Annotated in this window: 14 protein-coding genes; 6 read left to right on the top strand and 8 right to left on the bottom strand. The window is 69.6% G+C overall.

All coding sequences use genetic code 11. The features are described 5' to 3' along the window. Position 1 precedes the first annotated feature (1 nt). The 7 genes from ACO2Q3_RS11850 to ACO2Q3_RS11880 form a co-directional block, all read right to left on the bottom strand. Positions 2-829, bottom strand: coding sequence for a 3-hydroxybutyrate dehydrogenase (locus tag ACO2Q3_RS11850; protein WP_423306792.1), 828 nt, complete (start codon positions 827-829; stop codon positions 2-4). 84 nt (positions 830-913) lie between these two features. Continuing rightward, positions 914-1,825, bottom strand: coding sequence for an MBL fold metallo-hydrolase (locus ACO2Q3_RS11855; protein WP_423306793.1), 912 nt, complete (start codon positions 1,823-1,825; stop codon positions 914-916). Then, positions 1,822-2,745, bottom strand: a complete 924-nt coding sequence (locus ACO2Q3_RS11860; protein ID WP_423306794.1) for a hypothetical protein — start codon at positions 2,743-2,745, stop codon at positions 1,822-1,824. The genes ACO2Q3_RS11855 and ACO2Q3_RS11860 overlap by 4 nt, the downstream gene beginning before the upstream one ends. A gap of 29 nt (positions 2,746-2,774) precedes the next feature. Beyond that, the gene (locus ACO2Q3_RS11865; protein ID WP_423306795.1) at positions 2,775-3,287 is read right to left on the bottom strand and encodes a hypothetical protein; all 513 of its coding nucleotides are present in this window, start codon (positions 3,285-3,287) and stop codon (positions 2,775-2,777) included. 52 nt (positions 3,288-3,339) lie between these two features. Beyond that, positions 3,340-3,813: a YHS domain-containing (seleno)protein gene (locus ACO2Q3_RS11870; RefSeq protein WP_423306796.1), complete on the bottom strand. Its 474-nt coding sequence runs from the start codon at positions 3,811-3,813 to the stop codon at positions 3,340-3,342. A gap of 212 nt (positions 3,814-4,025) precedes the next feature. After that, the gene (locus tag ACO2Q3_RS11875) at positions 4,026-4,595 is read right to left on the bottom strand and encodes a DUF302 domain-containing protein (protein ID WP_423306797.1); all 570 of its coding nucleotides are present in this window, start codon (positions 4,593-4,595) and stop codon (positions 4,026-4,028) included. 37 nt (positions 4,596-4,632) lie between these two features. Beyond that, positions 4,633-5,778, bottom strand: a complete 1,146-nt coding sequence (locus tag ACO2Q3_RS11880) for a patatin-like phospholipase family protein (protein ID WP_423306798.1) — start codon at positions 5,776-5,778, stop codon at positions 4,633-4,635. Positions 5,779-5,968: 190 nt separating this feature from the next. Between ACO2Q3_RS11880 and ACO2Q3_RS11885 the strand changes: the two genes are divergently transcribed. Both ACO2Q3_RS11885 and ACO2Q3_RS11890 read left to right on the top strand, forming a co-directional pair. Beyond that, positions 5,969-7,321, top strand: a complete 1,353-nt coding sequence (locus ACO2Q3_RS11885) for a chloride channel protein (RefSeq protein WP_423306799.1) — start codon at positions 5,969-5,971, stop codon at positions 7,319-7,321. A 110-nt stretch (positions 7,322-7,431) separates the two neighbouring features. After that, entirely contained in the window at positions 7,432-7,944 is a 513-nt protein-coding gene (locus tag ACO2Q3_RS11890) for a GNAT family N-acetyltransferase (RefSeq protein ID WP_423306800.1), read from the top strand. 16 nt (positions 7,945-7,960) lie between these two features. Here ACO2Q3_RS11890 and ACO2Q3_RS11895 read toward each other — a convergent pair whose 3' ends face one another. Then, on the bottom strand, positions 7,961-8,842 hold the full coding sequence (locus tag ACO2Q3_RS11895) for an SDR family oxidoreductase (RefSeq protein WP_423306801.1): 882 nt from the start codon (positions 8,840-8,842) through the stop codon (positions 7,961-7,963). 104 nt (positions 8,843-8,946) lie between these two features. Here ACO2Q3_RS11895 and ACO2Q3_RS11900 point away from each other — a divergent pair, with 104 nt between their 5' ends. From ACO2Q3_RS11900 to ACO2Q3_RS11915, 4 genes are all read left to right on the top strand, one after another. Continuing rightward, the gene (locus ACO2Q3_RS11900) at positions 8,947-9,933 is read left to right on the top strand and encodes a LysR family transcriptional regulator (protein ID WP_423306802.1); all 987 of its coding nucleotides are present in this window, start codon (positions 8,947-8,949) and stop codon (positions 9,931-9,933) included. Between the two features lie 354 nt (positions 9,934-10,287). Next, a complete protein-coding gene (locus ACO2Q3_RS11905; protein WP_423306803.1) occupies positions 10,288-12,030 on the top strand; it encodes an SIR2 family protein in 1,743 nt (580 codons plus the stop codon). Next, complete coding sequence (locus ACO2Q3_RS11910) at positions 12,027-12,662, top strand: hypothetical protein (protein ID WP_423306804.1); 636 nt, start codon at positions 12,027-12,029, stop codon at positions 12,660-12,662. Before ACO2Q3_RS11905 ends, ACO2Q3_RS11910 begins: the two co-directional genes overlap by 4 nt. After that, a complete protein-coding gene (locus ACO2Q3_RS11915) occupies positions 12,659-15,091 on the top strand; it encodes an AAA family ATPase (RefSeq protein WP_423306805.1) in 2,433 nt (810 codons plus the stop codon). The genes ACO2Q3_RS11910 and ACO2Q3_RS11915 overlap by 4 nt, the downstream gene beginning before the upstream one ends. Positions 15,092-15,483 lie beyond the last annotated feature (392 nt).

The following is a 15,483-nucleotide window of genomic DNA, read 5'->3' on the forward strand; positions in this document are numbered from 1 at the left end:
GTCAGTGGGCGGTCCAGCCGCCGTCCACCGCCAGGGCGGCGCCGGTGATCGACGCGCCGCCGGGACCGGCCAGGAAGGCGGTCAGGGCGCCGATCTCCTCCACCGTGGCGAAGCGCTTGTTCGGCTGCGACTGCAGCAGGATGTCGCTCACCACCCGCTCGGGCGGGATGTTGTGCGCCCGGGCCTGTTCCTCGATCTGCTTCTCGACCAGCGGGGTGTAGACGTAGCCGGGGCAGATGGCGTTGCAGGTCACCCCCGAGACCGCCGCCTCCAGCGCCACCGTCTTGGTCAGGCCGACGACGCCGTGCTTGGCGGCCACGTAGGCGCACTTGAACGGCGAGGCCACCAGGCCGTGGGCCGAGGCCACGTTGACGATCCGGCCAAAGCCGCGCTCCACCATCTCCGGCAGCACGGCGCGGATGGTGTGGAAGGCCGACGACAGGTTGATCGCCAGGATCGCGTCCCACTTGGCGGTGGGGAAGTCGGCGATCGGGGCCACGTGCTGGATGCCGGCGTTGTTGACCAGGATGTCCACCGGACCCAGCACGTCGCGGGCATAGGCCATCATCTCGGCGATGGCCTCCGGACACGACAGGTCGGCGCCGGAATAGGCGACCTCGACGTTGTGCTCCATGGCCAGGCGATCGCGGGTGCGCATGATGCTCTCGGCGTCGCCGAAGCCGTTCAGCAGCAGCTGGGCGCCCTGTTCGGCCAGGGCCTCGGCGATGCCCAGGCCGATCCCGCTGGTGGAGCCGGTGACCAGGGCGGTCCTGCCGGCGAGGGAGCGCTCGCGGGTGGCGGCGGCGGGCTGGGGGATGGTCAGTTGCATGGCAAGATCCGTTCTGGCGTGGAAGTCGAGGGGGGCGTTGAGGACAGGCGATGAGGCGTGGCGATGAGGCGTGGCGCGGGCGCCTCACGCGGCCTGGCGCAGGCGTGCGGGCCGGTAGACGGCGCCGATGGTCGGCAGGCCGGAGCAGGCGGCGCGCCCCTCCCCGACCAGCTTGATCAGGTGGGCCAGCACCGAGTGGGCCGCGGCCGGGTGCAGCCGGCGGTCGACATCGGCGTAGAGCATCGCCACCAGGCGGCGCACGGTGGCCGGCCCCACCGCGTCCAGCGCCGCCAGGATCTGGCGTTCGCGGTCGTGGCGGTGGTCGATGTAGGCCCCCAGGAAGGCGTCGACGTCGCGGATCGGCGGGCCGTGCGCCGGCCACAGGGTGTGGAAGCGCCGCCGGCGCACCTTCTCCAGGCTGGCCAGGTAGTCGGCCATGTCGCCATCCGGCGGGCTGACCACCGAGGTCGACCAGCCCATCACGCAGTCGCCGGGAAACAGGGCGTGCTCCTGGGCCAGCACATAGGCGAAGTGGTTGGCGGTATGGCCGGGCGTGGCCATGGCCTTGATCGTCCAGCCGGGGCCCTCGAACCGCGCCCCGTCGACCAGGGCGACGTCGGGCCGGAAGCCCAGATCGTCGCCCGCCTCCAGCCGGTCGGCCCCGTGCGACGCACGCCCCGGACCGCCGCCGGCGAAGATGGTGGCCCCGCTCGCCTGCGCCAGGGGCCGGGCCAGCGGCGAATGGTCCAGGTGGTTGTGGGTGACGAAGATGTGCGAGATGCGCTCGCCCCGGGTGGCCGCCAGGATGGCGTCCAGCTGGCTGGGCAGGTCCGGGCCCGGATCGATCACCGCCACCGTCCCGTGGCCGACGATGTGCGCGCCGGTGCCGGTGAAGGTGAACGGGCCGGGGTTGCGGGCCACCACCCGCCGGATCAGCGGCGAGACCTGCTCGCAGGCGCCGTAGTCGAAGGCGAACTGCCGGACGAAGGGGATCATGACCGGACCTCCGGCGCGGTGACCAGGGTGCGGAAGGCCGCGCCCAGGCGGGCGGTGGCGCGCAGCTTGTCGATCCAGGGCAGCGCCAGGGGCGGCATGTCGGTCTTGTTGACGTCGACCACGTACAGCCGGCCGTCCCGGGCGTCGCGCAGGATGTCCAGGCCGCCCCAGTCCAGCTTCATCGCCCGGGCGAAGGCGCTCAGCCGCTCGATCTCCTCGCGGGAGAACACGTCCTCGGGCAGGGCCAGGGTGACGCTGGCGTTCCAGTTGTCGAACCGCCGGGCGACCGGACGGCGCTTGATGAAGGTCAGCACCGGACGGCCGCCGACGAACGGCGTGCGCAGGTCCACTGCGTGGCCGTCCTCGACGTTGTCGACCAGGCGCTGGTAGACCCGGGCCGGCGTCGCGGCGCGCGGGCAACAGACGACGCGGCCGTCGTGCACCCCGTTGGCCTCGCTCTTTTCCACCACCAGGCCGGTCTCGGCGCGCGGATCGACCGCCAGCGGATAGCCGAACACCGCCTCGAACACCTTGGCCACGTGGCTCTTGGAGACGTCGACGCAGTCGAAGTTCAGGCAGCGAACCGCCCGCAGGGTCGGTGGGCGGCCGAGGGTGACATCGTCGAAATAGAAGGCGGCGTCGGCCTCGGCGGGGCTGCGGGCGATGGCGACGCCCGACCAGGCGGCTGCCGCCCACACCAGGTACCAGGGGCGCGGCCGGTCCGGCGCGAACCAGACCCTGGGCGCGGCCGGGTCCAGGGCGCCGATCGCCCCTTTCAGCCGCACCGGCAGGTACCAGGCCAGCCACCGGCCGAGCCCCTTGAGGGTCTCGCGGTCGATGGCCACTTCGGCGCCGGTCTTCTTCACCGTCACACGGCGGCCGGCGAAGCGGAAATCCGAGGTCCAGAGGGCGTCTGACATGGCGTTGGTCCTAGGGTCTTGGGGTGAGCTCAGGGGAGCGGCGCGAAGATCGCCAGCACGCGGCGGGCGAAGATCGCGATCTCGCGGCGGCGCAGGACGCCCAGCAGCAGCACGGCGAACGCCAGGTTCGTGCAGGCCGCCGCGAACAGGCCGCCGCCGTCGTGGTTGGGGTCGGTCCCCAGCGGCGTGAACAGGTGGAAGCTCACCGCCCCGCTCATCACCAGCAGCCCGGCCAGGGCGCCGGCCGCCTGCAGGTGGCGCAGCCGCGGCGCGATGCCCACCAGCAGCAGGGTGGAGGCCAGCAGCTCGATCGAGCCGATCACGTACTGCGAGAACAGGCCCGTGTGGGCGAACAGGCCCGGCAGCCCCAGCGAGGCGGCCCAGCCGTTCAGCAGGCCGAAGATCACCTGGGTCTTGGGGTGGTCGGTGAACTTGTAACGCAGCGAGTCCAGGAAGATCGCGCTCATGAACAGGGCCATGGCGTCGGGCGCGTGGCGCACGAGGCGGGCGGCGAGGTTCGGGCGGGCGAGCGTGGGGGACATGGGGCCTGTCCTTTCCGGTGAGGGGTTTTCGGGACGCGGCGGCGGCCGGGCGCTAGCGCAGCACCTGGGGCCAGTTGCGGTCGGCCCGGCCGATGTTGCCGGGGATGTCCTGCTGCCAGCGCTGCTGCACGGCGGCGTCGTAGTTGAGGTACAGCTTGCCCCCGACCAGCTTCCACACCGTCGGGTCGCCCTTGGCGGTGTGGCCCTGGGACACGGCCCAGGCGCAATAGCCGCCGTATTGCGGGGCGTAGGCGGCCGGATTGGCCTTGAACCGGGCCAGGTGGGCGGCGCTGACGAAGCGGAACTGCGCGCCCTTCCAGTCGGTGCTGAACTGGGCCAGGCCCATCACCGGCCGGCCCTGGTCGAAATAGGCGACCGCGTCGTAGCCCGACAGCGCCAGGTTCGAGAGCAGCGGGGTGTAGATCTCGGCCTGGCGGGCCTGGGCCGGCGGGGCCACGCCGGCGGCGGTCAGGGCGATGGCGGCGGCGGCGACGAGACCCTTCAGCATGTGCGGCTTGGCGTTCATTTCGGCGGTCCTCGCGTTGGCCGCCGTCGCCCTGTGCGTCGGCGTGGCCGACCTCCGATTTGCCGCATGCCGGGCCGCGGCGCTCATACCGAAAGGTTATGGATTCAAGTCGCCCGCGCGGGCCGGGGTGGCGGGCGGACGCGCGAAGGGCGGCGGCCCTTCCGGACCGCCGCCCCGCCAGGCGTCGTCGATGGTTGGCTGTGGGGCAGGCTCTAGCCGCCCGCCTTGCCGCTGACCGAGGCGGCGATCGAGGCCGAGACCTGGGTGGCCATGGCGAAGGCCGCATCGCGGTCGGTGATGGCGTAGCGCCGCGCCACCCAGGCGAAGTCGCTGTAGGCGACGAACACCCGGCCGTCGGGGTCCTGCACCACCAGCATCCGCACCGGCCAGTCCAGGCCCGCGTAGGGGTTGGAGGTGAGGAACTGCACCCCCAGCGGCGGGTTGCCGAACAGCAGCAGCCGCGAGGGTCTGAGGGCGATGTTGGCGCCGGCGCCCAGCTGCGACTGGTCGATCTCGTCGAAGAAGCGGATGCCCTTGGCGGCGATGTCGGCCTTCAGGCGCGTCACGGTCTCCTCGAAGCCATAGGCGCTGGCCACGCGGATCACGCCCTCGGCGGGGGCGAGCGCAGGGGCCGGCGCGGGGGTAGGCGACGGGGTCTGGCCGGCCGCCTGGGCGGACGCGGCGCCGGCGCAGGCCAGGCCGGCGACGGCAGCGGCCAGCGCGAGGCCGCGCAACAGGCTGGCGCGACGGCCAGGCGCCGCGCGGCGGGGAACGGAAGTCATGGACAAGTCTCCTTGGGGGCGGGTTTGAGCGGGAGGATCAGGCCACCTCGAGCATCCGGCCGGCCGCGGCCTCGTGCAGGATGAAGCCCTCGGTGGGGTCGCCCTGGCGGGTCCAGGGGGCCTGGGCCAGGACACGCACGGTGTCGGTGTAGCCGGCGTCCCAGCGGTTGCGGATGCCGTCGGGGCTGAAGTCGATGTCCTTGGCGTGGTCCTCGCCCTGCAGCGGCGGGGCGAGCAGCCGCACCACGTGCATGGTGGTCAGGCAGCCGTACGCGGCCAGCGCCTTGAGGTCGGCGCGCTGGCGGGTCTCCTCCGGCAGCGCCTGGGCCAGGGTGGCGATGATCCGGCGCAGGCGGTGGATCTGCTTCTGGCGCGCGATGTGGCTGGCCGCGCGGCTGGCGTACTGCAGGTCCTTCTGCCGGCTCATCACCTTGACGATGCTGTCCGGCTCGGGACCGTTCGGGCTCCAGACGTGCACCGCGAACACCAGGCCGCTGCGGCGGGGATTGTCGTCGAACACCGCCTCCACCGGCGTGTTCGACAGGATGCCGCCGTCCCAGTACAGCTCGCCGTCGATCCGCACGGCCGGGAACGCCGGCGGCAGGGCGCCGGAGGCCATCACGTGGCGCACCGACAGCTCGGTCTCGCGGCTGTCGAAATAGCGCATCTCGCCGGTCTGTACGTTGGCCGCGCCGACCGTCAGCCGGGGCGCGCCGCGGTTCAGCTTCTGCGGGTCGATCAGTTCGGTCAGCGTCCGCTCCAGCGGGCTGGTGGAATAGTAGCCGGCCGCCTCCGCGCCCAGCGGAACCTGCCCGCCCAGGAACGCCCAGAGGTTGGGCTGGAAGAACGCCGGCAGGCCGGTGGCGACGGTCAGGCCGTTGGCGGCCGCCGCGCCGAAGCCCGGCAGCGCGCCGGCCAGCTGGGTCAGGGCGCTGTGCTTCATCCGCCGCCAGAACTCGCGCAGGCGCGGCAGCCGGTCCTCCGGCGCGTTGCCGGCGATCAGGCTGGCGTTGATCGCGCCGATCGAGGTGCCGATCACCCAGTCCGGCTCGATGCCGGCCTCGTGCAGGGCCTGGTAGACCCCCGCCTGATAGGCGCCCAGCGCGCCGCCGCCCTGGAACACCAGGACCACCTGGCCCACCCGGGCCTTGTCGAATTCGATCGCAGCCACCTTGCCGGACATCACGGGTCTCCCTCGGGCGCCGCCGTCGGGGCGCGCCGCTGACCCGGAAGCTCTCATCGCCGGCCGCGCAGTTGAAATGTCGGCTGGGCAATCAATCCATGCGGTGAAGCTATCGCCAGGCGCCGGGCGGCAGCGGTCAGCGCGCCGTCGGCGATTGCCCCGCGGCGACGGCTTGGGGCATACCCGGCCGATGACGCCCCCCGCCCCCGCCCCTCGTCCCGCCCGCCGACGGCGCGACCAGCTGGCCAGTCGGCTGCACCTGCGCCGGCTCTGGCGCACGGCGGTGATCGTCGGGGTGGCGATCCTGGGCGGCCTGGCCGCCGCCGGCTTCGCCCGGCTGTGCGACGAGGCCATGCGGGCGCACGAGCGGCTCTACGCCCTCGCCCGCTGGCCCACCCTGCTGCTGTTGCCGGCCGGCTTCGCGGCCGCCGCCTGGCTGACCCGCCGGTTCGCGCCGGAGGCCGCCGGCAGCGGCATCCCCCAGGTCATCGCCGCGGCGGAACAGCGCTGGCGCGGGCGCTGGGGCGGCCAGCGGGTGACGCTGAAGACCGCCGCCTGGAAGGTGGCGCTGACCGGGCTGATGCTGGTCTGCGGCGCCTCCGTGGGCCGCGAGGGCCCCACCGTCCAGGTGGTCGCCGGCATCATCCGCACCCTGACGCGCGGCCTGAAGGGCGGGCCCGGCCGGCGGGCGATCATCATCGCCGGCGGCGCCGCCGGCGTCTCGGCGGCGTTCAACACGCCGATCGCCGGCGTGGTGTTCGCGCTCGAGGAACTGGCCAAGGGCTTCGAGCGGCGCACCCACACCACCGTCATCCTGGTGGTGGTGGTCGCCGGCTTCGCCAGCTATGCGCTGCAGGGGGACTACGCCTATTTCGGCGTGCTCGGCGGCGGCTCGGCCCTGGGCTCGGCCTGGCTCGCCGCGCCGCTGATCGGGGCGGTGGGCGGCCTGGCGGGCGGCCTCTTCTCGCGCACCCTGACGGCGGTGATCGGCCCGGGCGCCAACCCGGTCGCTGACTGGCGCCGGGCGCATCCGGTGGTGTTCGCCTTCGGCTGCGGCCTGGTGGCGCTGGCCGCCGCGGCGCTGTCGGGCGGCATCACCTTCGGCGCCGGCTACGACGAGGCCAAGTCGCTGCTGCAGGACCATCCGGGGCGCGGCCTGGGCCTGGCGGTCTCCAAGTTCGTCGCCAGCCTGGCGGCCTCGGCGTCGGGCGCGCCGGGCGGCATCTTCGCCCCGTCCCTGGCGACCGGCGCCGGCATCGGCGCGGCCTTCGCCCGCTCGGGCCTGGCCTTCGCGGGGCGCGACGCGGTGGTGCTGGGGATGACCAGCTATCTGTCCGGCGTGGTCCAGGCGCCGCTGACCAGCGCGGTGATCCTGATGGAGATGACCCGCGATCCCAGCCTGGTCGGGCCGCTGATGCTGGCGGCGCTGATCGCGCGCTGGACCTCCGGCCTGGTGATGCCCCGGCCGATCTACCACGTGCTGTCGGAGGCCTGGCGGGCCGCCCCGCCCGCCGCCCCCGCCCCGGCGGCGCCGACCGCCTAGGACGGCGGCGGGCGCCAGGGACAGCGCTGGCGCCGTCCTGGCTTCGATCGGCTCCGATATCCTGCGGCAAGCGAACTCTGTAGGCTGGGCGCAGCCGCGTTGAGGATGCCATGGCCGCAGACGTCGAAAAGCCCGATCCGCCGTCCCTCGTCGTGCGGGCGGCCCGGCCGGACGACGGCCCGGCCCTGGGACGGCTGGCGGCCATGCTGGTCGACCTGCACCACCGCTTCGACGCCGACCGCTTCATCGCCGCCGATGCCGGCACGGCCGCCGGCTATGGCGGCTATCTGGTCTCGCAGCTGAAGCGGCCGCAGGCGATGGTGCTGGTGGCCGAGGCGGGCGGCGCCGTGCTGGGCTATGCCTATGCCGGGATGGAGGGCCACGACTGGATGGCCCTGCGCGGGCCGGCCGGGGCGATCTACGACATCATCGTCGACCCCGAGCATCGCGGCCAGGGCGTCGGCCGGCGGCTGCTGGACCAGACCCTGGCCGCCCTCGCCGAGCGGGGCGCGCCGCGCGTGGTGCTCTCCACGGCGACGCGCAACGAGGGGGCGCAGCGGCTGTTCGCCCGCGCGGGCTTCCGACCGACCATGGTCGAGATGACCCGCGAACGGACAGACTAGCCGCCGCGCCGGGGCCTTAGCCCACCCCGCCGCCGCCCGCCGCCAGCTCGCGGACGAAGTCCCGGTAGGTGCGCAGCGGGCGGCCCAGCAGTTCGGTCAGCCGCTCGACGTCGCCCGGCTCCGGGATCATGCCGTCGCTGGCGAAGCGCTCGACCATCAGGCGCATCTCGTAGGCCATCCACCGGGGCATCGCGTTCGCCAGCCCCTGTTCGAAGCCGGTCGGATCGTCGCCGCCATAGACCACCGGGCGGCCCAGCACCTGCGACCAGACGGCGGCGGCGTCCGCCCCGGTCAGCGTGTCCGGGCCGACCAGGTTCAGCGTCAGGCTGGGCAGCGGGCCCGGCGCCTGGGCGCGGCGGACGAGCTCGATGGCGGCCGTCTCGGCGATGTCGCGGGCGTCGATCATCGCCAGGCCCTTGCCGCCGATCGGCATCGGATAGACCCCGTGGCCGGTGATGACGTCCTGGATCATCCGCTCGTTGTCGAAGAAGTACGCCGCGCGCAGGATCGTGGCGCCGAAGCCCATCTGCTCCAGCATCCGCTCGGCCCCCGACTTCACCGCGAAGTGCGGCACGTTGGCGAAGCGGTCGGCGTGGAACACCGACAGGTAGACGACCCGCTCCACGCCGGCCTGGCGCGCCACGTTCAGGGCGACGATCGCCTGGGTGAATTCGTCGGCCGCCACCGCGTTCAGCAGGAACAGGGTGTCGACGCCGACGAAGGCCGCCCGCAGGGCGTCGATGTCCAGCAGCTCGCCCTGGGCCACCTCGACCTGCGCCGGGAAGCGGGCCTTGGCGGGGTCGCGCACCAGCACGCGGACCTTGGCCCCGCGCTGGACGAGTTGCTGGACGAGGTGGCCACCGACACGGCCGGTGGCGCCGGTAACGAGAATGGTCATGGGAGGATCTCCGGTGTGCTTGAGGGAACACCCGGGAAAATATCGATCCACATTCGCGCCAATAGACGCTCTATTTGGACAGACCGTCTCGCTGGTGGAACACCATGGACCTGCTCGCCCTCGCCGACTTCAACCTCGTCGCCCGCCACGGCGGCTTCGGCCGCGCCGCCCGCGCCGCGGGGCGGCCCAAGGCGACCCTGTCGCGCCGCGTCGCGGAGTTGGAGGCAGCGCTGGACCTGCGCCTGTTCGAGCGCGGCGGCCGCACGCTGCGGCTCACCGAGGAAGGCCGCGCGCTGCACGCGCGCACCGCGGCGCTGCTGGCCGAGCTGGACGAGGCCGCCGGCGCCATCGCCGCGGGCGGCGACCGGCCGCGCGGGCGCCTGCGGATCAGCGCGCCGCTGCTGTTCTCCCAGACGGCGATGGGCCGCCTCGCCGCCAGCTTCGCCCTGAAGTTCCCGGACGTGCGCCTGGAGGTGACCACCGAGGACCGCCCCGTCGACATGGTCGAGGAGGGCTACGACCTGGTGATCCGCGTGAACCCGCCCGAGGGCGCCGGCCTGGTCGGCCGGGTGTTCCTGCGCGACCGCCTGGTGCTCGTCGCCAGCCCCGCCCTGCCGCGCCCGGCGCCGCCCCTGCCCGTCCCGGTGGTCGTCCGCGGCGCGGCCGAGCCCGGGTCCGAGGCCGACGCCCGGGCGCAGCCGGCCCACTGGACCCTGTCGGCCCCCGAAGGGCGCCCCGGCCCCGTCGTCACCGGCGGGGGCGCCGTCGCGGGGGCGGGCGCCGTCGCCGGCGCCGGCGCCGCCACCGTCGCCGTGCAGCCGGTGCTGCGCCTGTCATCGCTGCTGATGGTGCGCGACGCGGTGCGCCTGGGCGTCGGCGCCGCGGCCCTGCCGATCTCCCTGGTCAGCCACGACATCGCCGCCGGCCACCTGGCCCACTGGGGCGACATCGCCGCCTCCGACATTGCCCTCTGGGCCCTCTACCCCTCCCGCCGCCTCCTCAGCCCCCGCGTGTCTGCGTTCCTGGAGCATCTGCGGGCGGCGTTCCCCGCGGGGGCGCCGGAGGAGCTGGCGGGGTATCTGGAGGGGTGATGCGGGGCGGGGGGCGTGGCCGGCGTTACCCCTCCCCCCGACGCCGCTAGTTGGTCGCTGGCGACGGGTCAGGGAGTGCTGCGCCACGAGGGAGGACCGTCTGGGTTGGACTTATAGCCGCTGTTGCGAACGTCCCCTTCCTGACGCGCTGCCCAGGGCCAGCTGGTGGCCCTAGGCCAAGGTGCGTGCCACTGGGGACCTACGAGCCGCGCCCCTCGGCGTGCGCTCAACGTAACGATGGGACAGCGCGGCTCGGCGGTGATTTAAAAATCCAGGGTTTGACGCTCACCGGTCATCGCAACTACAGCTGGTATCAGCTGGGCGGCGAACAAGCGCCTTTCCAAGGGAGGAAGTGTGGCGCTAGGGCCGACAGCGACACAGATCACGGTACGTGAAGTCCTCGCCAAATTCGAAGGCAGCTTCGCGCCCGTCGCAACAGCTGTCGAAAACGGTGAATATGCGTTTTGGGTTGGCTCCGGCATATCGCGGAAGGCCCCGAGTCTCGGCGTTCTCGTGGAAGTGGCGTTCGACTATCTGCGTGACCGAGCAACGGCCGCTGCCACCGCCGCCGACTTTCTGCCAGCGCTAGAAGAGGCTTTGAGGCTGGCGGAGGTGGATCCGGCCACCGTGCAGGCGAGATATTCCGAGCCCCTCGCGAATTGGCCTGAGCACGATGCGATAGTAGACAAGCTGTGGAGAAAGTATTCCCGCCTCCTAGACATTCGCATTCCCGGCAAGCCCAGCGACTACATGCTTTGGGATGCCATCGATGTCAGGAAGGCGTTCGAGAATCCAAAACCTCCAGCGGCAGAACATCTGTGCATCGCGATCCTCATCCTTGAGGGTGCGATCCAAGCTGTAGCGTCGGCCAACTGGGACGGGTTCATAGAGGCCGCGGTGCAACGCTTAACCGGAAGCTTGCCGGGCGTGCTGCAGGTGATCGTAGATCCTGACCAGTTGCGATCGCCCGTTGGGCGCGCCCGCCTCCTGAAATTCCATGGCTGCATCGTCCATGCGACGCGAGAACCTACTGTTTTTCGACGATATTTGACGGGCAGCTACACGCAGATTATGGCGTGGCCTGAAGCGGCCGAATTTGCGGCGATGCGGAATGTCATCGTCAATTTGGCGACAACCCAGAAGACCTTGGTGCTGGGTCTATCCATCCAGGACAACAACCTCCAGACCATCTTCGCAAGGGCGAAGGAGGTGCACGCATGGCCGTGGCCCTGCGCGCCGCAGGCCCCGGGACACGTTTTCTGCGAAAATGAGATCCAGCAAGGACAACGGGATGTCCTCAGGCTCGCCTATGGCGAGGCCTACAATGCTAATCCACCAGATGTGCACGACGGCACTCTCCTGCGCGCCTGGGGCGAACAGGTCTTGATCGCGCTGGTCCTCAGGTTGTTGGTGGATAAGCTGGCTCGCCTCATGGAGCTGGGCTTGGCGTCAGTCGGAAAGGCCACGATTGCATCGGACCTCCGATCGTCGCTCATACAGCTCCGCAATCTCGTCGCTGACCAGGCGGTCGGGGATCGCACGGCTTTCGCCGACCGGGCCATTGGCTTGTGGTCTCGCGCGCTCTCGATATTCCGCCAGGGTGACCTGCCGACAATGTCGGAGGCCTACGAGGCGCTGAGCAATTCGTCACTGAATCTCATCGACGCCGACCAAAACGCCCGCGCAATGTCGCTCGATCGCTTTGCGATCGCCGTCGCGCTCCTCGGCCGCGGCCATGAGGAAGGGCGCTGGCTACTTGAACCGCCGGCTTCTAACGACCTTACAGCAGGCGTTCTCACCACCCGTGCGCCGCGGCCTGGAGGCGATGCCCGCCCGATCTTCGTCGTGCGATCGGCCACCGAAGCGATATCGCTTCAGAGCAAAGGAGCCTTCGCCAACGACACCGCCATTGTGATTCATGCGGACGAGACTTGGGACAAAATGGTGAGTGGCGGCGCTAGCGCCCGGCGCGTGCGATCGCCTCCGGGCCGCGTCGGCCGAATAGGCGAAACTCATGTTAGTCTCAACAGGCTCTTAGGCGGGTCAGCCGACGCGGCTACACTTCACGCCAACTTCGCCATGGAGGTGTTCCTATGACCGCCTCGCCCCTAGTCCAGGCTGTCGAGCGCCGGCTTGCCGATGTGGGCTATAGCATCCTGCCAACGCCCTTCCGCATTGCGGGAGTCGAGTTCGCGTTCACCGGAGCGATGCGCGGTCGAGACGGGCGCGCCCTTGACCTTGTTCTTTTGGTCGACACGACGACCGGCGATTTTGGAGATCGAGACGCAGCCCGGGTTAGGCAACGGATCGAGGCCTTAAGCCGCGCCCTTGACGTCACAGGCTCTCGCTATGTCGTGACCGCTATTCTCGCTGGTGCGGTTCTGGCGGAAGGGATTGATCTACTTTCCGAGACCTGCCGCGTGTTGCAGGTCGACGGTATCCACCTCGATCCTGGCGGGAACCTGCTCGATGAAGCAGCGAGACGTCAGCTCGATGACAGGATTCGTGTCCTATTGCCTTTGACTTTGCCGGTTGTAGAGACGACGGGCGGGGATTCTGGCGCCACGGCGCTTGAGCAACTGGTGCGCGCGCTCCCTGCGGAAACCGACAAGTCCCTAATCAACGCGGTGCTTGAAGCGTCTGACGCCGACGAGGAGGCGGTTACGGAGGCCGCCGCGCACGTCCTCGTAGCGGCGATCGAGGCGCGCGAGGGGGAATCTGCACCATGAGCGACTTAATGCTTCAATCGCTCGATGTGACGAACTTCCGGAGTATCCGTGGCCACATCCACGCGCCGCTAGACGCACAAGTCGTGCTAGTTCACGGCGAGAATGGCGCGGGCAAGACCAGCCTCCTATCCGCGCTAGAGTTGGCTTTGACGGGCGAAGTGCAATCGTTGCAACGAGCGGATCCTGGCTACGCCAGACAGCTGCTTCACCGCTCAGCTGAGGCCGGCAGCGTCGGACTGCGGTGTAGCGAGGGTTCAGCGACGAGGGAATTCGGGGCGATCCTGAGTAATATTGGTGCCGAGCTCACGTCAGTTTTGCCTCCGACCCTAGCCGCGTTCTTCCGTGAGCGGACCTTCCTTCCCCAATCCTTGTTGGGTCAGCTCCTTCAAATCTACCAAGACGCTGGCAATGAGGCAGACTCTCCCTTGGCGAGGTTCGTCGGCAAGCTTCTGGGCTTGGATCGCCTCGATAGGCTCGAAGCCGGCCTCAAACCCTTCAACGACGTGCGTAACGTGCGGAAGAACGTGGATGGGTGGCTCGCGGCAGAAAATGAGAAAATACGGCTCGAGCGGTTGCTGACCGACACTCGAAAGGCGAGGGCGGCGGCGGAAGAACAGGTAGTGGCCGGCCTTATTGAGCTCGCCAACGTGTGCACGAGCTTGGAGCTCCAAATCGTCGTCGATGAGGGCACGCTCGCGGCCGTAGATCGGCTGCTATTGGAGGACACCGACCAAGCATGGAATGCTCGTCTTGCCGATCAGCAACGGCGACTGGCTGCAATCCGTCGTGAGATCGCCGCCGCGCAGCAGGCCGCCGGCGCCGACGCATTGACTGCGCCCGGCCATGCCTCGGCTATCGGCCGCTCCTACCAAGACTGGGCCGCGGAGCATGGGCAGAGGCTTGTACTCTTGCGTCAGCGCGTCGGCGCGCTCCTTCCGACCGCAAGCCTGCCAAGCGATCCAGGGCGGTTCGCAAGCGAGGCGATATCCGGGCTTCGAACGGAGGCAGCTCAGCATTTACAGCGTGCAGAAGAGGGTAGGGCCGATGTCGAACGGGACGCTGCTGCACGGACTGAACGCGATACAGCCCTGCGGCAGAGGACAACGATCGACGATGAGGTCTCGCTCATATCGACCACTGCGGGCAGCCTAGGCTCGGCACTGTCCGAGCTGACAGCGCTCATCACAGACGAGGTCTGCCCCGTCTGTGACCGAGACTTCAGCGAGCTTCACGATGGCCCACTCAGCGACCACGTGCACGGCAAGGTTCGCCTCCTGTCGGCGTCTGCCGAGCGCCTTCTGACCTTGGGACGCTCGCGGACAGAGACCCAAGTGAAGATTGAAGCCCTTGACCGCGAGATAGAGGCCTTGGCCACGCGGATACCCACTCCTGAAGGGCTTGCGGATTTGGATAGACAAGCCGCCGCCGCCGCCGGGCTGCTCAGTGAACTTGAGGCCATCGCCCCCGCTTTGGCAGAGGGCGCAGTCCTCCTAGCTTTCGACGTCGCAGAACGGCGTCGCGTAACCGAGGCCCAATCGCGAAGCGTTGCGTTGGCCGCCGCGCGCGACACGCTTAGTGCGTTTGCGCTTGAAGTCGGTGCGCCAGAACTTGCTGACGGCGACGGACTGGAAACCGCAGCCGCACGGCTCGAAGGCTTTCTCTCGCAAGAGGCGGCCAGGCTTGAGACACGGCTGTCCCTGCGGCGACGCGGCGGCGACCACGTCGCAACAATTCGAAGCGCGCTAGACCGCCGCCAGACGGCTGACGCCGCCCTCGCTACAGATGGCAAGGCCTGGTCAAAGGCCGATGGCGCTCTCAATCGTGCTCAACGCCTGCGCGATCAAGCCAACGCTATCCGCGGCGCCGTTGACGACGTTCGCTCCGGGATAATTCGGCGAGAATTCAATGACCGTCTTAACCGGCTGTGGCGTGATCTCTTTGTTCGACTGGCGCCGAATGAGCCGTTTGTCCCTGCGTTCCGCATCCCGGCTGCCAGCACGCAGCGACTACAGCCGAAGTTGATCACGGAACATCGAGACGGCGGTGATGCTGGTGGCACACCGGGGGCAATGCTCAGCGCCGGAAATCTCAACACCGCAGCGCTCACACTCTTTATCGCGCTCCACCTCTCGGTGCCGCGAGAGCTTCCCTGGCTGGTCCTCGATGATCCGGTGCAATCGATGGATGACGTCCACATAGCTCATTTTGCGGCGCTGTTGCGCACCCTTTCAAAAGAGCACGGCCGACAAGTTTTCATTGCCGTGCACGATCGACAGCTGTTCGAGTACTTGAAACTCGAACTCAGCCCGGCCTTCCCCGAGGACAGCCTGCTCACCCTCGAGCTGTCACGTGGGCCCCGCCGCGACACGCTTTGTGTGCCTCGCCGGTTGTCCTTCAAAGAGGAGACTGCGTTGGCGACGGCTGCTTAGGTGGTCTCATTGGCTGGCCAGCCGAATAGTCGCATTCGATGCCCCGACATCAGGCACGAACTGGCAAGAATGCCAAGAATAAAGCTCCAATCGGCAGCCTCGGAACGTCGTTGTTCTGAAGAAAAATCCAACACTTACAACTAACGCGTCCTAGATTTCAATTGGCTGGCTCGGGGATTCGGGCCAGTGGACTTCAAGCACATCGATCATCTCGTCGGTGAGCGCCCGAAACCTATAGGCGTCGGGAGGGGCGGCTGATCTGTCAATGTCCGCAACTGGCGCATTGCCGCCGTCTGTACCATTGATCTGCGGCGGTACCTCTGGACCGCCCGCCCGGCGGAGGCCCCCTCCACCGCCTTCGGCGGTCCCCCTCCCCCAAGGGGGGAGGAGAA

The sequence above is a fragment of the Caulobacter sp. KR2-114 genome, from assembly GCF_049446115.1.
In the GTDB taxonomy this organism is placed as follows: Bacteria; Pseudomonadota; Alphaproteobacteria; order Caulobacterales; family Caulobacteraceae; genus Acaudatibacter.

What these genes read in the sequence shown, in the direction of transcription:
- ACO2Q3_RS11860 (WP_423306794.1), bottom strand. Translation starts at nt 2,745, where the DNA reads ATGTCAGACGCCCTCTGGACCTCGGATTTCCGCTTCGCCGGCCGCCGT.
- ACO2Q3_RS11900 (WP_423306802.1), top strand. Translation starts at nt 8,947, where the DNA reads ATGGACCTGCTCGCCCTCGCCGACTTCAACCTCGTCGCCCGCCACGGC.
- ACO2Q3_RS11915 (WP_423306805.1), top strand. Translation starts at nt 12,659, where the DNA reads ATGAGCGACTTAATGCTTCAATCGCTCGATGTGACGAACTTCCGGAGT.
- ACO2Q3_RS11855 (WP_423306793.1), bottom strand. Translation starts at nt 1,825, where the DNA reads ATGATCCCCTTCGTCCGGCAGTTCGCCTTCGACTACGGCGCCTGCGAG.
- ACO2Q3_RS11875 (WP_423306797.1), bottom strand. Translation starts at nt 4,595, where the DNA reads ATGACTTCCGTTCCCCGCCGCGCGGCGCCTGGCCGTCGCGCCAGCCTG.
- ACO2Q3_RS11865 (WP_423306795.1), bottom strand. Translation starts at nt 3,287, where the DNA reads ATGTCCCCCACGCTCGCCCGCCCGAACCTCGCCGCCCGCCTCGTGCGC.
- ACO2Q3_RS11895 (WP_423306801.1), bottom strand. Translation starts at nt 8,842, where the DNA reads ATGACCATTCTCGTTACCGGCGCCACCGGCCGTGTCGGTGGCCACCTC.
- ACO2Q3_RS11850 (WP_423306792.1), bottom strand. Translation starts at nt 829, where the DNA reads ATGCAACTGACCATCCCCCAGCCCGCCGCCGCCACCCGCGAGCGCTCC.
- ACO2Q3_RS11890 (WP_423306800.1), top strand. Translation starts at nt 7,432, where the DNA reads ATGGCCGCAGACGTCGAAAAGCCCGATCCGCCGTCCCTCGTCGTGCGG.
- ACO2Q3_RS11880 (WP_423306798.1), bottom strand. Translation starts at nt 5,778, where the DNA reads ATGTCCGGCAAGGTGGCTGCGATCGAATTCGACAAGGCCCGGGTGGGC.
- ACO2Q3_RS11885 (WP_423306799.1), top strand. Translation starts at nt 5,969, where the DNA reads ATGACGCCCCCCGCCCCCGCCCCTCGTCCCGCCCGCCGACGGCGCGAC.
- ACO2Q3_RS11870 (WP_423306796.1), bottom strand. Translation starts at nt 3,813, where the DNA reads ATGAACGCCAAGCCGCACATGCTGAAGGGTCTCGTCGCCGCCGCCGCC.
- ACO2Q3_RS11910 (WP_423306804.1), top strand. Translation starts at nt 12,027, where the DNA reads ATGACCGCCTCGCCCCTAGTCCAGGCTGTCGAGCGCCGGCTTGCCGAT.